A 14541-nucleotide genomic window follows, 5' to 3' on the forward strand; every position below is an offset into this window, starting at 1 on the left:
CAGTCGCTCACTCAAAGCTGACAGGTTCTGAATAAATTCAAAAACCTGACTTACTTTAGTGTGAGACTCTTGATACTTTCGCTACTCCCGACTTCGCTCCGAAGAACAAGGTCAGGCCGCGTCACCGCATCAAGCGCCCACACTTATCGGCTGTAAATTTTTAAAGATCGATCGCGAAGTTGCCATTAGAACTGCTTGACTACCGGCTTCTTTCTGCGTTGCTGCGTCAGCAGCAGAGAAACGAGATTATGAAGAATCTTTTCCGCTTCGTCAACCCCTTTTTTTCGCTTACCGCTTAAAAAGCTGTCGACTCCTGCGTCCGCCGGTTTCCGCGGCGGCCTTCGCAAACCCGGATATCAGAGACATCGAACTGCGAAGGGGGCGAATCTTAACCCCGCCCGCGCCGCCCCGCAAGGGGGCTGCGCGAAAATTTCATTACTTCCCGCCAAGCGCCCCCAGCGGCACCGCGTTGGCCATCGCCGCGTAGCCCGAGTCGCTCGGGTGGATGTGGTCGCCGCTGTCATAGCCAGAGCGCAGGCGCACTGGATCGGCCGGGTCGCGCAGCGCGGCGTCGAAGTCCACCACGCCGTCGAAGGCCCCGCTCGTCCGGATCCACTGGTTCACCGCAGTGCGAATCGCCTCACGCTCAGGCGGCAGCGACGCCGGCGTCAGCGTCGCGCCGAGGATGCGCACACCGCGCCCGTGCGCCTGCGCGATCACGCGCCGATACCCCGCGATCAGGTCGTTCGCGTCCACATGCGTATGAGGAAAGTCGCAATCGAGTCCCGAGCGCGCCGGCATCGCCTGGAAGTTGATGTCGTTGATACCGATGAGCAGCACCACCGTCTTCACGCCCGCGTGGCCAAGCGCGTCGCGGCCAAAGCGCCGCTCGAGCGCCTCGCCATAGCAAGGGGAATCGCTCAGCAGGCGGTTCCCGCTAATGCCAAGGTCGATCACGGCGAGATCCGTGCGCAGCGACTGCGCGATACGGCGTGCCAACGCGTCCGGCCAGCGGCGGTTCTGATTGAGCGAGGAGCGCATGCCGTCGGTAATGGAATCGCCGATCGCCGCCACCGTCGACGCGCCCGGCGCCTCGACCGCCAGCCCCGTTACCCACGCGTACTGCGTAAAGCGCTCGGTGAACGCGCCAATCGACGGATCGGCGACATGATTGCCCGGGCGCGAGACATAGTTCACCTGGCTCGCCACCCGATGCCACGCCACCATCTTCTGCCCGGCTCCCATATAGGAGCTGATGGCGTACGGCGCCCCCGCCTTCAGGTCGATATGCACCGGGTCGCTGTCGAGCCCGTCGCCGGGCGGCACCGACACCGCGGCGCGGCCGCCAAACGTCACGCGCACCGTGCCCGACTCGCTCGCCGCAGCGCCGCCAGCCGACGGCGCGATCGCCATCGCCTCGATCACGAGCGGCGTGCTCCCGTACAGATTACTGATGTGCACACGCGCGACCGTGCCGCCGAGTGTCGGGAAGACGATCTGCCGGACGGTGCGCCCCGCGACCTCCGGCGCGCGATAAAGCGCCGGCAGTGAATCACGTTGCGGGATCGACTGGAGCGCCGTGGCCCAGTTCGTGACCCAGGCGCCCGAAGCCTGATCGGCGAACGCCGGCGCGGCGGCGCCGAGCGAAACAAACAGCGCGGCGGCCGCCGCGAGAGGGGCAAAGGAAATCTTCATGCGTGAACCAGTGTGCAGGCAAACGGCCATTGTGCCCCATGGCTCGCGACACAACCTTCCATCCGCCTGACAATTCCGCGCCCCTGCCGGCCTCATGTCCCCGATGCTTGAAATCCACGCATTTCGGCCGCCGATCCACTAAAACTCAATCGTCTCTCCGCCCCTTTTTGCGCCACCTCAAAAAATTCATTTACCGACCGGTCGGTTGGTTTATACTGCTCCCCGTACCCAAACCCGATCCCCAACTTCGACGAGAGCGTCTCCATGTACACGCAATCCCTCGACATCCCCGGCAACGTCGCCCCGCTCGACGCGGACGCTGCCTCGGCCGAGCAAGTGCAGTTCGACGCCATCATGGCCGCCGACGGCAAGATCGAGCCGCAGGACTGGATGCCCGAAGCCTATCGCAAGACGCTCGTGCGCCAGATCTCGCAACACGCGCACTCGGAAGTGGTCGGCATGCTGCCGGAAGGCAACTGGATTTCCCGCGCCCCGAGCCTGAAGCGCAAAGCGATCCTGCTCGCCAAGGTGCAGGACGAAGCGGGCCACGGCCTCTATCTGTATAGCGCGGCGGAAACGCTCGGCGTCTCGCGCGACCAGCTGATCGACGCGCTGCACGCCGGCAAGGCGAAATATTCGAGCATCTTCAACTACCCGACGCCCACCTGGGCGGACGTCGGCGTGATCGGCTGGCTCGTGGACGGCGCCGCGATCATGAACCAGATTCCGCTGTGCCGCTGCACCTATGGTCCGTACGCGCGCGCCATGATCCGCATCTGCAAGGAAGAGTCGTTCCACCAGCGCCAGGGCTTCGACGCCCTGCTCGCCATGATGCAAGGCACCGAAGCGCAGCGCGAGCTCGTGCAGCAATCCGTGAACCGCTGGTGGTGGCCGGTGCTGATGATGTTCGGCCCGAGCGACGCCGACTCCGTCCACAGCAACCAGTCGGCCAAATGGGGCATCAAGCGCATCTCGAACGACGACCTGCGCCAGAAGTTCGTCGACGCGACCGTCGAGCAAGCCAAAGTGCTGGGCGTGACGCTGCCCGATGCGGACCTCAAATGGAACGAAGCCCGTGGCCACTATGACTACGGCACGATCGACTGGGAAGAATTCTGGCGCGTCGTGAATGGCGACGGCCCGTGCAACCGCGAACGTCTCGGCACACGCGTGAAGGCGCACAACGAAGGCGCGTGGGTGCGCGAAGCCGCCCTCGCCCATGCCGAAAAGCAGCGTCAGCGCGCCGAAAAGCACGCCGCGTGACCCACACAATCAGGAAGGAAGGAGATTCACGATGAACAAGGAATGGCCGATCTGGGAAGTGTTCGTGCGTAGCAAGCAGGGCCTCGACCACAAGCATTGCGGCAGCCTGCACGCCTGCGACGCGTCGATGGCGTTGCGCATGGCGCGCGACGTCTACACGCGCCGTCAGGAAGGCGTGAGCATCTGGGTGGTGCCGTCGTCGGCAATCACGGCGTCGGATCCGAACGAGAAGGCCGAGCTCTTCGAACCGGCCGGCGACAAGATCTATCGCCACCCGACGTTCTACACGCTGCCCGACGAAGTCAACCACATGTAAGAGCGCAACATGACGACGCCCACGCCTGAACAACTCGCGTACGTGCTGCGCCTTGCCGACTCGGCGCTGATCCTCGGTCAGCGCAATACGGAATGGTGCGGCCACGGCCCGATCCTCGAAGAAGACATCGCGCTCGCCAACATGAGCCTCGACCTGATCGGTCAGGCGCGCCTGCTCTACACGCACGCCGCCACGCTCGAAAAGGCGCTCACCGGCCGCGAACGCACTGAAGACGATTACGCCTACTTCCGCGCCGAGCGCGAGTTCGCGAACTACACGCTCGTCGAACTGCCGCACTTCGGCCCGCTCGCCGGCACGACGCATTCGTCCAACGATTACGCCGTGACGATCGTGCGCAACTTCCTCTACGCCACGCTGATGGCGCATCTGTGGACCGCGCTGCTGCGCTCGGCCGACCCGCAGCTGGCCGCGATCGCCGAGCGCTCGATCAAGGAAACGCGCTACCACGTGCACCATGCGCGCGAGTGGCTGGTCCGTTTCGGCGACGGCACCGACGAATCGCACCGCCGCGCGCAGGCCGCGCTCGACTGGCTGATGCCCTACACGCGCGAATTCTTCAGCACCGACGCCGTGGAAACGGCCGTGGCCGAAGCCGGCATCGCGCCGCTCGCGGCCCAGCTCGAAGCCGCGTGGCGCGCCGATGTCGAAGCCGCGTTCGAAGAAGCCACGCTCACGCTGCCCGCGCCGGTGAAGCACATCACGACCGGCAAGCACGGCGAGCACTCGGAACACATGGGCTTCGTGCTCGCCGAGATGCAAAGCCTCGCGCGCCAGCATCCGGACGCGCGCTGGTAAGCACCCCCACGCAGGAAACGAGGAAGTCACGATGCAAGCAACGGCAGATCACGCGCTCGAACGCGCCTGGGCAGTGCTGGAATCGGTGCCCGATCCGGAGATCCCGGTCGTGTCGATCCGCGAACTGGGCATCCTGCGCGACGTGCGCCGCGCCGACGACGGCCAGATCGAAGTGGTTATCACGCCCACCTACTCCGGCTGCCCGGCGATGTCGCAGATCGCGGAAGACGTCGCGCACGCGCTCGACGCCGCCGCCCTCGCCCCCTACCGCATCGCGACGACCCTCTCGCCCGCGTGGACCACCGACTGGATCACCGACGAAGCACGCGAGAAGCTGCGCGCCTACGGCATCGCGCCGCCCACCGGCAACTGCGGCGGCGGGGCGCAAAGCACGAGCGAACAGCCCATCACATTCATCCCGAAGTTGCCCGCGCCCGCCTGCCCGCACTGCGGCTCGAAGCACACCGAACGCCTCGCGCAGTTCGGCTCGACCGCGTGCAAGGCGCTGTACCGCTGCATCGACTGCCGCGAACCCTTCGACTACTTCAAACCGTACTGATATGGCCACTCCGCAATTCCATTCGCTGCGCATCCGTGAAGTGCGGCCCGAAACCGCGGACGCGGTCTCTGTCGCTTTCGAAGTCCCGCCCGAGCTGCGCGACGCGTATCGCTTCACCCAGGGTCAGTTCGTCACGCTCAAGACCCATATCGAAGGCGAGGAAACGCGCCGTTCGTACTCGATCTGCGTGGGCGTGACCGATTACGACCGCGACGGCGAACTGCGCATCGGCATCAAGCGCGTGCGCGGCGGGCGTTTCTCGAACTTCGCGTTCGACCAGCTTGCACCGGGCCACGAAATCGAAGTGATGACGCCCGACGGGCGCTTCTTCACGCACCTGAACGCCGACCACGGCAAGCATTACGTGGCGTTTTCGGGCGGCTCGGGCATCACGCCGGTGCTCGCGATCATCAAGACGACGCTCGAAACCGAGCCGCGCAGCGCGTTCACGCTGGTCTACGGCAACCGCAGCGTCGACGCCATCATGTTCGCCGAGGAGCTGGAAGACCTGAAGAACCGCTACATGAGCCGCTTCCGGCTCTATCACGTGCTCTCCGACGACCTCCAGGACGTCGAACTCTTCAACGGCGTGCTCGATCAGGCCAAGTGCGCGGCGTTCCTCGAAACGCTGCTGCCGGCCGAGGAGATCGACGAAGCCTTCATCTGCGGTCCCGGCCCGATGATGGACGCCGCGGAGGCCGCGCTCAAGGATGCGGGCGTGGTGCAACAAAAAGTGCACGTCGAGCGCTTTGGCTCGCCTCTGCCGCAGGCGGGCGTGCCGGCCGTCGAAATCACGGAAAGCACGCCGGCCGCCGATCTGGAGATCGTGATCGACGGCAAGAAGCGCAAGATGCGCCTGCCGTACGAGGGCGTGAGCCTGCTCGACGTCGGCCTGAAGGCGGGTCTGGCGCTGCCGTACGCCTGCAAGGGCGGCGTGTGCTGCACCTGCCGCGCCAAGGTGCTGGAAGGCGAAGTGAAGATGGACAAGAACTACACGCTCGAAGAGCAGGAGGTGAAGGACGGCTTCGTGCTCACCTGCCAGTGCCATCCGGTGAGCGAGCGTGTGGTCGTGAGTTTCGACGAACGTTAAGGCGTTAGAGCAACAGCACGCTTTCGGCCTACAGGCGATCCGCTTACACTAGGGGCCGCCCGTCGGTGTTGCAGCGCAGCGCTGCACATCGGCGGGCCGCTCCTTTTGTGTTTTTGCGCGCTTTCGGGCATTCAGGCGTTCGTCGTGAACGCAACGAGTTGTCGATGACCACGATTCACCTCATTTACGGCGAGCCGGCAGCGGCGACGCTGCGCCAGGCTCTCGAAGGGGCAGGCCGCCCAGACCGCGTGATCGCCCTGCGCGACGACCTGACGGTGGGCCCGCTGCGCGACATCGACGAAGCCGGCGACCCCGGCGTGGCGCAGCGCGCCGCCTTCTGGGAACGCCTCGGCGACGTGTCGCCCGCGCTCGCGCGCGACGACTGCGCGGCGCTCGTCGACCTCGAGGCCGACGACGCCCACGTGGTGATCTGGCATACGAACGACGCGGCACATCAGCTCGCGCTGCGGCGCGTCTGCTACCGGTTGCGCAACGTCCCGCAGCGGCTCAACGAAGTGCGCCTTGCCGCCGACGAAATTTCGGGTCCGAACGCTACGGCGCGCCTCGAAGCGCGGCTGCCCGACGCCGCCCCGATTTCGGTGCTGCGCATCACGCGCCTCGCGCTCGAATGGCAGGAAGCGAAGTTCGCCAACGGCGAAACGCGCCGCTGGCGCGACAACACGTTCACGAGCGGCACGTGGGGCGACCTCGACACGCTGATTCTCGACGTGCTCGACGCACACGAGGCCCGTCCGGCGGCCACCGCCTGGCTTGCGAGCGACGCGCTCGGCGCGGCGCTCACCCGCGGTGCGGGCTTCACGGTCGGCGAGCCCATCGTGCTGTGGCGCCTGCGCGAACTGGCCGCCGCCGAAGAACTCCGCCTGCGCGACGACATGTGCGCGGCCTGCGCGCCGCTGGCCGCCGCCGCCCGCGCGACGCGCGCCCCCCTGCCGCAAACCGCTGCGCATCTTTCCCTCCCCCGCTGAACCAACATGGCACGCACCCGAGCGCCCGACCACGAAACCCAACGCGACCAGATCCTCGAACTCGCCGCCGCCAAGTTCGCGCAGACGAGCTACCCGAGCACCTCGATGTCCGACCTCGCGGCCGCCAGCGGCACCTCGAAAGCACGCCTCTATCACTATTACGAGAGCAAGGAAGCGATCCTCTTCGACCTGCTCGACCGCTACACCAAGCGACTCATGCTGATCATCGCGGAGGTGGAAGGCGCGAGCCAGCGGCGCGGACTCGACGAGCGCGAAAGCTTTGCCGAGCTGATCCGCGCGTTTCTGGTGGAGTACGAGACCTCGCACAGCCGCCACGTGGCGCTCCTGAACGACGTCAAATACCTGGTGGACGCCCAGCGAGAAATCGTCCTGAACCGCCAGCGCGACGTCGTCGCCGCCTTTACCCGCCAGCTCGCGCGCGCCTACCCGGGCCGGGTGACGTCGGAAAACCAGACCGCGCTGACGATGATGGTGTTCGGCATGATCAACTGGACGTTCACGTGGCTCAAGCCCGGCGGCCGCATGGGGTATCGCGACTTCGCCGAACAGGTGATCGCCGTGGTCGATCACGGTCTGAAAGGCGCTTGAGCGGACCCAATTTTCGGGCCGGATTGCTGCGATGCGACATGACGTATCGCGGCAACAGTTGACACGTCAACCTACGCACTACGAATACACCTTAATAATCAACAGCTTGCGCCTATAATTTTATCAATTAGGCGCAACACTCAAATTTGCACTTCGGGTTTTCCCTAGAGCGTACCCAGGGTTTCCGCTAGAATGCGTTTTGCGCTGCATCATGACGCAGACATTTTAAGGAGAACCCACCATGAACCCGCTTTCGACCCAAGCCAACGAGCCGATCCTGTCGTCCGTTCGCCCGCTGACGCCCGGTCATGCGCCCGTCATGGTGCGAGTGCTCACTTCGGCTGACCGTGATCGGCTGCTCGCGCACTTTCTCGCGCTCGACAGCGACGACCGCCTGCTGCGCTTCGGCCAGGCCGCGCCGGATCACGTGATCGAGAACTATGTCCGCTCGATGGACTTCACGCGCGACACCGTGTTCGGCGTGTTCGACCATCAACTGCAACTCGTGGGCGTCGGCCATCTCGCCTATCTGCCCGCGGACGGCAACGGCCGCACCGCCGAATTCGGCGTCTCTGTGCTGGAAAGCGCGCGCGGCCAGGGCATCGGCTCGAAGCTGTTCGGGCGCGCGTCCATCCGTAGCCGCAACACGCACGTCACCACGCTCTACATGCACTGCCTGTCGCGCAATTCGACGATGATGCACATCGCGAAGAAGTCGGGCATGAAGATCGAATACGCCTACGGCGAAGCCGACGCATACCTCTCGCTGGAACCGGCTGACCAGAGCAGCATCATCGCGGAAATGCTCCAGGAGCAAGCCGCCGTGTTCGACTACGCGCTCAAGCGCCAGGCGCGCCAGGCCAGCAAGCTGTTCGAGACGATCCTGCCGCAAGCAGTCGCGGCCTGACTCCTGCCCTTCGGGACAGACTGATGCATTGAAAAAAGCGGCTTCGGCCGCTTTTTTTGCGTCTGCGCGGCCTGGCGCGCGCTCAACACGCTCAACACGATCAACGAATAGGCAGCGCCGTCGTTTCCTTGAAGGTTTCGAGCGAAAAGCTCGATTTCACGTCGACCACCGAGGGATGGTGCAGCAACTGGTCCTGCACGAAGCGCGAGAAGTGCGCCATGTCCTCCACCTGCACGCGCAGCAGAAAATCCATGTCGCCCGTCATGGCGTGGCAGGCCACCACTTCCGGCCAGGTCTGCACGGCCGCGCGAAACAGCTCCGCGTGCGTCACGCCCTCGCGCCCCGCCGCCGTGGGTCCGCGCTTTTCCAGCCGCACGTTCACATAGGCGAGCAAGTCGAGCCCGAGCTTCTGGGCGTCGAGCAACGCCACATAGCCGCGTATCACGCCACCCTCTTCCAGCCGCCGGATGCGTCGCAGGCAAGGGCTGGGCGAGAGATTCACGCGCTCGGCGATCTCCTGGTTCGAGAGCCGGCCGTTCTCCTGAAGAATCCCCAGAATACGCCTGTCGATCGCGTCTAATTCGATGGTTGCCATTTTCTGCCGTCCAAGCGTTCACTCAAGGCAGTTTATAGCGCAAACAGATGACAACGCGACCCAACTCGCAAGTTTTCTCCCAATACGGCGGTCTACACTTTCCTCACGAAATTTGACCTACAGCAGTCAGGAGACAACCATGCAGGTCCCCACCTGGGAGAACCCCGTCGGCACCGACGGCTTCGAATTCATCGAATACACCGCACCGGACCCCAAGGCGCTCGGCAAGCTGTTCGAGCGCATGGGCTTCACGGCCATCGCACGCCATCGCCACAAGGATGTGACGCTTTACCGTCAGGGCGACATCAACTTCATCGTCAACGGCGAGCCCGACTCGTTCGCGCAACGCTTCGCGCGCCTGCACGGCCCGTCGATCTGCGCGATCGCGTTCCGCGTGCAGGACGCCGCCAAGGCGTACAAGCACGCGCTCGAACTGGGCGCATGGGGCTTCGACAACAAGACGGGCCCGATGGAGCTGAACATTCCGGCCATCAAGGGCATTGGCGATTCGCTGATCTATTTCGTCGACCGCTGGCGCGGCAAGAACGGCGCGGCGCCGGGCAGCATTGGCGACATCAGCATCTATGACGTCGACTTCGAACCGATTGCGGGCGCCGAGCAGAACCCGGTCGGCCACGGCCTCACCTATATCGACCACCTCACGCACAACGTCCATCGCGGCCGCATGAACGAATGGGCGGAGTTCTACGAACGCCTCTTCAACTTCCGCGAAATCCGCTACTTCGACATCGAAGGCAAGGTGACGGGCGTGAAGTCGAAGGCGATGACCTCGCCCTGCGGCAAGATCCGCATCCCGATCAACGAAGAAGGCGGCGAGACGGCGGGCCAGATCCAGGAATACCTCGACGCCTATCACGGCGAGGGCATCCAGCACATCGCGCTCGGCACGAACGACATCTACGGCACGGTGGATGGCCTGCGCGCCTCGAAGATCGCGCTGCTCGACACCATCGACACGTACTACGAGCTCGTGAACCGCCGCATCCCCGGCCACACCGAGCCGCTGGACGAGCTCAAGAAGCGCAAGATCCTGATCGACGGCTTGCCCGAAGACCTGCTGCTGCAAATCTTCACGGAAAACCAGATCGGGCCGATCTTCTTCGAGATCATCCAGCGCAAGGGCAATCAGGGCTTCGGCGAGGGCAACTTCAAGGCGCTGTTCGAGTCGATCGAACTCGACCAGATCCGCCGCGGCGTGGTGCAGGACAAGGCCTGATCCGCACAGGCCGCTTGGCGCAGCCAATCAGAGCGGCCAAATCCGGCCAACGCAAAACAAAAAGGGCGAAGATCACGCGATCTTCGCCCTTTTCACTTTTGAATCCGCCGCCGCACACCTCGGCGACGGATTCAGATGAATGGCAATGCTGCGCTGATCAGCGCGGCATCAGGATTTGCGCTCGGCCTTCACGGCCGGCATGACGTTCGTTTCAGCCTTGGCGCTCAGCGTGTACTGGGCGCATCGGGTCGTCGCACTCTCGCCGCTCTTCGTGCTGGCGTTCGAATGCAAGGGCGCGCTCATGGCAAAGAACGCAGCCGAGACCGTCAGAAAGGTCTGGATATGTCGATTATTCATGCTGGACTCCTTTTTTTGGACTGCCTTTCGCAGTAGTACCCCTTTTAATAACTGTTAACAGCCAGGGAAGCTGCGCGGTTCGCACAGGTGAGGGAGTTAGACAGGATATTCAAGACCGGTTCCGAGGTAGTGCAAGTTTTACACGTTGTTACTCCTCAGAGGAATTCGATACATCCTTTATTACACGGGTGTTTCAGCCTGCTTTCGCGACACGCTGACGCAGGCTGCGCAGCAGACTCAACCCCAGGCCCGAAAGATGCAGCGCAATGCGCTCTGCCCCACCCGCCGGCCAGAGCGGCGGGTTTGTCCGAGTGCTACTATCGAACAAAAGAAGCCAATATGGCGACCCCGGCCAACGCATTCACAAGATGCCGAGGTCCTGAAGTTCTGGCGATCCCACAACGGATTGGTTGGATGGAGGAAGACACATAATGAATGCCCCGCTAGACGCAGGTCAGCGCGCTTCGCTCGAAGCCGCACTCGCTTCCGTCACGCTCGACGATAAATACACCCTCGAACGCGGCCGCGCGTACATGAGCGGCATCCAGGCGCTGGTCCGCCTGCCGATGCTGCAACAGGAACGCGACAAGGCCGCCGGTCTCAATACCGCGGGGTTCATCTCTGGCTATCGTGGCTCGCCGCTCGGCGGTCTCGATCAGTCCCTCTGGAAAGCGAAGCAGCATCTCGCCGCGCATCAGATCGTCTTTCAGCCCGGTGTGAACGAAGATCTCGCCGCGACCGCCGTCTGGGGCTCGCAGCAGGTCAACCTGTACCCGTCGGCGAAGTACGACGGCGTGTTTTCGATGTGGTACGGCAAGGGCCCCGGCGTCGATCGCAGCGGCGACGTGTTCAAGCACGGCAACTCGGCCGGTTCATCGCCGCACGGCGGCGTGCTCGTGCTCGCCGGCGACGACCACGCGGCCAAGTCGTCCACGCTCGCGCACCAGTCGGAGCACATTTTCAAGGCCTGCGGCCTGCCGGTGCTGTTCCCTTCGAACGTGCAGGAATACCTCGACTTCGGCCTGCACGGCTGGGCGATGAGCCGCTATTCCGGTCTCTGGGTCGCGATGAAGTGCGTGACCGACGTGGTCGAATCGTCGGCTTCGGTCGAGATCGACCCGCATCGCACGCGCATCATCCTGCCGGAAGACTTCGCGATGCCCGAGGGCGGCCTGAACATCCGCTGGCCCGATCCGCCGCTCGTGCAGGAAGCGCGTCTGCTCGACTACAAGTGGTACGCCGGTCTCGCCTACGTGCGCGCGAACAAGCTCGACCGGGTCGAGATCGACTCGCCGCACGCGCGCTTCGGCATCATGACGGGCGGCAAGGCGTATCTCGACGTGCGCCAGGCGCTCACCGACCTCGGTCTCGACGACGAAACCTGCTCGCGCATCGGTATCCGCCTCTACAAGGTGGGCTGCGTGTGGCCGCTCGAGGCGCAGGGCGCGCACGCGTTCGCGCGCGGGCTCGACGAGATTCTCGTAGTCGAGGAAAAGCGCCAGATCCTCGAATACGCGATCAAGGAAGAGTTGTACAACTGGCCCGACGCGCAGCGTCCGCGCGTGTACGGCAAGTTCGACGAGAAGGACGGCGCAGGCGGCGAGTGGTCGGTGCCGATGGGAAACTGGCTCCTGCCCGCGCACTACGAGCTTTCGCCCGCGATCATCGCCAAGGCCATCGCCACGCGCCTGGACAAGTTCGAACTGCCCTCCGACGTGCGCGCGCGCATCGCCGCGCGCATGACCGTGATCGAGGCAAAGGAAAAGGCGCTCGCGAAGCCCCGCGTGCAGGTCGAGCGCAAGCCGTGGTTCTGCTCCGGCTGCCCGCACAACACGTCGACCAACGTGCCCGAAGGCTCGCGCGCGATGGCCGGCATCGGCTGCCACTACATGACCGTGTGGATGGACCGCAGCACGAGCACGTTCAGCCAGATGGGCGGCGAAGGCGTGGCGTGGGTCGGCCAGGCCCCGTTCACGAACGACAAGCACGTGTTCGCGAATCTCGGCGACGGCACCTACTTCCATTCCGGGCTGCTCGCCATCCGGGCGGCGATCGCCTCGAAGGCGAACATCACCTACAAGATCCTCTATAACGACGCCGTTGCGATGACGGGCGGCCAGCCGGTGGACGGCACGCTCACCGTGCCGCAGATCACGCATCAGGTCGCCGCCGAAGGCGCCGCGAAGATCGCGATCGTCACCGACGAACCCGGGAAGTACGAAGGGGAACCGGCCACGAAGCTCGCGCCGGGCGTGACGATCCATCACCGCGATCAGCTCGACGCGATCCAGCGCGAACTGCGCGAGATTCCCGGCACGACGATCCTGATCTACGACCAGACCTGCGCGACCGAAAAGCGCCGCCGCCGCAAGCGCGGCGCGTATCCCGATCCGGCAAAGCGCGTGGTGATCAACGAGGCCGTGTGCGAAGGTTGCGGCGACTGCTCGGTGCAGTCGAACTGCCTGAGCGTCGAGCCGCTCGACACCGAATACGGCACGAAGCGGCAGATCAACCAGTCCACCTGCAACAAGGACTTCTCGTGCCTGAAGGGCTTCTGCCCGAGCTTCGTGACGGTGGAAGGCGGCCAGTTGCGCAAGCCGAAAGCGAACGGCGTGGCGAGCGAATCGATGCCGGGCGTGCCGACGCCTGACGTGCCCGCCATCGGCCGCCCGTATGGCGTGCTCGTGACGGGCGTGGGCGGCACGGGCGTCGTGACCATCGGCGCGCTGCTCGGCATGGCCGCGCACCTCGAAGCCAAGGGCGTGACGGTGCTCGACGTGACGGGCCTGGCGCAAAAAGGCGGCGCGGTGATGAGCCACGTTCAGATCGCCAACCGCCCCGACGACATCCACGCCACGCGCATCGCCATGGGCGAGGCGAACCTCGTGATCGGCTGCGACGCCATCGTCACGGCCGGCGACGACTGCGTCTCGCGCATGCAGGAAGGCGAAACGCACGTGGTGCTCAACAGCGCGCCCACGCCGACCGCCGAGTTCATCAAGAACCCGCAGTGGCAATTCCCGGGCTCGAACACCGAGGCCGACGTGCGCGCGGCGGCGGGCACGGACAACGTCGCGACCGTCGATGCGAACCGCTACGCGCTCGCGCTGCTCGGCGACGCGATCTACACGAACCCGTTCGTGCTCGGTTACGCATGGCAAAAGGGCTGGCTGCCGCTCACGCACGAGTCGCTCGTGCGCGCGATCGAGTTGAACGCCGTGCAGGTCGAGAAGAATCTCGCGGCATTCGAGTGGGGCCGCCGCGTGGCGCATGATCGCGCGGCTGTCGATCAACTGGTGAAGCGCCCGCTGCCCGAGCAAAACGCCGACGCTGTGGGCGCGAAGATCGTCTCGCTGCACACGCCCAAGGCGCTCGACACGCTCATCGAAAAGCGCGCGCAGTATCTCGCCGCGTATCAGAACGAGGCGTATGCGCAGCGCTATCGGGCATTCGTCGACGACGTGCGCCGGGCCGAGGCGAAGCTCGAACATCCGGACGGCCAGTCCCCGCTCACCGAAGCCGTGGCGAAGAACCTGCACAAGCTGATGGCCTACAAGGACGAGTATGAGGTCGCACGACTCTATGCCGATCCGGCGTTCGTCGAAAAGATCAGGGCAAGCTTCGAAGGCGACTGGAAGCTCAACTTCCATCTCGCGCCGCCCTCGTTCGCGAAGCACGACGACAAGGGCAAGCTCGTGAAGAAGCAGTACGGCCCGCGCATGCTCTCCGCCATGCGTATGCTCGCGAAGTTCAGGTTCCTGCGCGGCACGGCGCTCGATCCGTTTGGCCGCACGGAGGAACGCCGCCATGAGCGCGCGCTGATCGGCGAGTACGAAGCGTTGATGCGCGAGGTGATCGGCGGGCTTGGCGAGGCGAATCTGCCGCTCGCGGTGGAACTCGCGAACCTGCCCGACGCGATTCGCGGCTACGGCCACGTCAAGGAAAACAACCTCACGGCCACGCGTGCGAAGTGGGCGACGTTGCTCGCGAAGTGGCGCTCGCCGGAAAACGGCGCCGCGCGGCACGCGGCTTGAGGCCTGCTTGAAGCGGTAAAAACAAAGGGCGCTCCGTGCAACACGGAGCGCCCTTTTCACATCAGGCGATCATCCGG

13 protein-coding genes are annotated in these 14541 nt (G+C 64.6%); 10 read left to right on the forward strand and 3 right to left on the reverse strand.

Annotation, left to right across the window (positions count from 1 at the left end; all coding sequences use genetic code 11):
* Positions 1–435: 435 nt before the first annotated feature.
* Entirely contained in the window at positions 436–1695 is a 1260-nt protein-coding gene (locus C7401_RS02590; RefSeq protein WP_112170265.1) for an SGNH/GDSL hydrolase family protein, read from the reverse strand.
* A gap of 264 nt (positions 1696–1959) precedes the next feature.
* Between C7401_RS02590 and paaA the strand changes: the two genes are divergently transcribed.
* The 8 genes from paaA to C7401_RS02630 all read left to right on the forward strand — a co-directional run bounded on the left by paaA (position 1960) and on the right by C7401_RS02630 (position 8241).
* Positions 1960–2958, forward strand: coding sequence for a 1,2-phenylacetyl-CoA epoxidase subunit PaaA (gene paaA, locus C7401_RS02595; RefSeq protein ID WP_112169806.1), 999 nt, complete (start codon positions 1960–1962; stop codon positions 2956–2958).
* 31 nt (positions 2959–2989) lie between these two features.
* On the forward strand, positions 2990–3274 hold the full coding sequence (gene paaB, locus C7401_RS02600) for a 1,2-phenylacetyl-CoA epoxidase subunit PaaB (RefSeq protein WP_112169807.1): 285 nt from the start codon (positions 2990–2992) through the stop codon (positions 3272–3274).
* 9 nt (positions 3275–3283) lie between these two features.
* On the forward strand, positions 3284–4090 hold the full coding sequence (gene paaC, locus C7401_RS02605; RefSeq protein WP_112169808.1) for a 1,2-phenylacetyl-CoA epoxidase subunit PaaC: 807 nt from the start codon (positions 3284–3286) through the stop codon (positions 4088–4090).
* A 31-nt stretch (positions 4091–4121) separates the two neighbouring features.
* The gene (gene paaD, locus C7401_RS02610; RefSeq protein ID WP_112169809.1) at positions 4122–4649 is read left to right on the forward strand and encodes a 1,2-phenylacetyl-CoA epoxidase subunit PaaD; all 528 of its coding nucleotides are present in this window, start codon (positions 4122–4124) and stop codon (positions 4647–4649) included.
* A gap of 1 nt (position 4650) precedes the next feature.
* On the forward strand, positions 4651–5739 hold the full coding sequence (paaE, locus tag C7401_RS02615; protein WP_112169810.1) for a 1,2-phenylacetyl-CoA epoxidase subunit PaaE: 1089 nt from the start codon (positions 4651–4653) through the stop codon (positions 5737–5739).
* Between the two features lie 164 nt (positions 5740–5903).
* Complete coding sequence (locus C7401_RS02620) at positions 5904–6725, forward strand: DUF1835 domain-containing protein (RefSeq protein WP_112169811.1); 822 nt, start codon at positions 5904–5906, stop codon at positions 6723–6725.
* 6 nt (positions 6726–6731) lie between these two features.
* A complete protein-coding gene (locus tag C7401_RS02625) occupies positions 6732–7334 on the forward strand; it encodes a TetR/AcrR family transcriptional regulator (RefSeq protein ID WP_112169812.1) in 603 nt (200 codons plus the stop codon).
* Positions 7335–7575: 241 nt separating this feature from the next.
* Positions 7576–8241: a GNAT family N-acetyltransferase gene (locus C7401_RS02630; RefSeq protein ID WP_112169813.1), complete on the forward strand. Its 666-nt coding sequence runs from the start codon at positions 7576–7578 to the stop codon at positions 8239–8241.
* Positions 8242–8341: 100 nt separating this feature from the next.
* On the opposite strand, the gene C7401_RS02635 is transcribed toward C7401_RS02630, so the two are convergent.
* Positions 8342–8836 carry an Lrp/AsnC family transcriptional regulator gene (locus C7401_RS02635; RefSeq protein ID WP_112169814.1) on the reverse strand — a complete coding sequence of 165 codons (495 nt, stop codon included), beginning with the start codon at positions 8834–8836 and terminating at the stop codon, positions 8342–8344.
* A 139-nt stretch (positions 8837–8975) separates the two neighbouring features.
* Here C7401_RS02635 and hppD point away from each other — a divergent pair, with 139 nt between their 5' ends.
* A complete protein-coding gene (gene hppD / locus C7401_RS02640; RefSeq protein ID WP_112169815.1) occupies positions 8976–10073 on the forward strand; it encodes a 4-hydroxyphenylpyruvate dioxygenase in 1098 nt (365 codons plus the stop codon).
* Positions 10074–10241: 168 nt separating this feature from the next.
* On the opposite strand, the gene C7401_RS02645 is transcribed toward hppD, so the two are convergent.
* Positions 10242–10430 carry a hypothetical protein gene (locus C7401_RS02645; protein WP_112169816.1) on the reverse strand — a complete coding sequence of 63 codons (189 nt, stop codon included), beginning with the start codon at positions 10428–10430 and terminating at the stop codon, positions 10242–10244.
* 431 nt (positions 10431–10861) lie between these two features.
* On the opposite strand from C7401_RS02645, the gene C7401_RS02650 reads away from it, so the two are divergent.
* A complete protein-coding gene (locus C7401_RS02650) occupies positions 10862–14464 on the forward strand; it encodes an indolepyruvate ferredoxin oxidoreductase family protein (RefSeq protein ID WP_112169817.1) in 3603 nt (1200 codons plus the stop codon).
* The last annotated feature ends 77 nt before the right edge of the window (positions 14465–14541 follow it).

This window comes from Paraburkholderia unamae, from assembly GCF_003268775.1.
GTDB classification, from domain to species: domain Bacteria; phylum Pseudomonadota; class Gammaproteobacteria; order Burkholderiales; family Burkholderiaceae; genus Paraburkholderia; species Paraburkholderia unamae.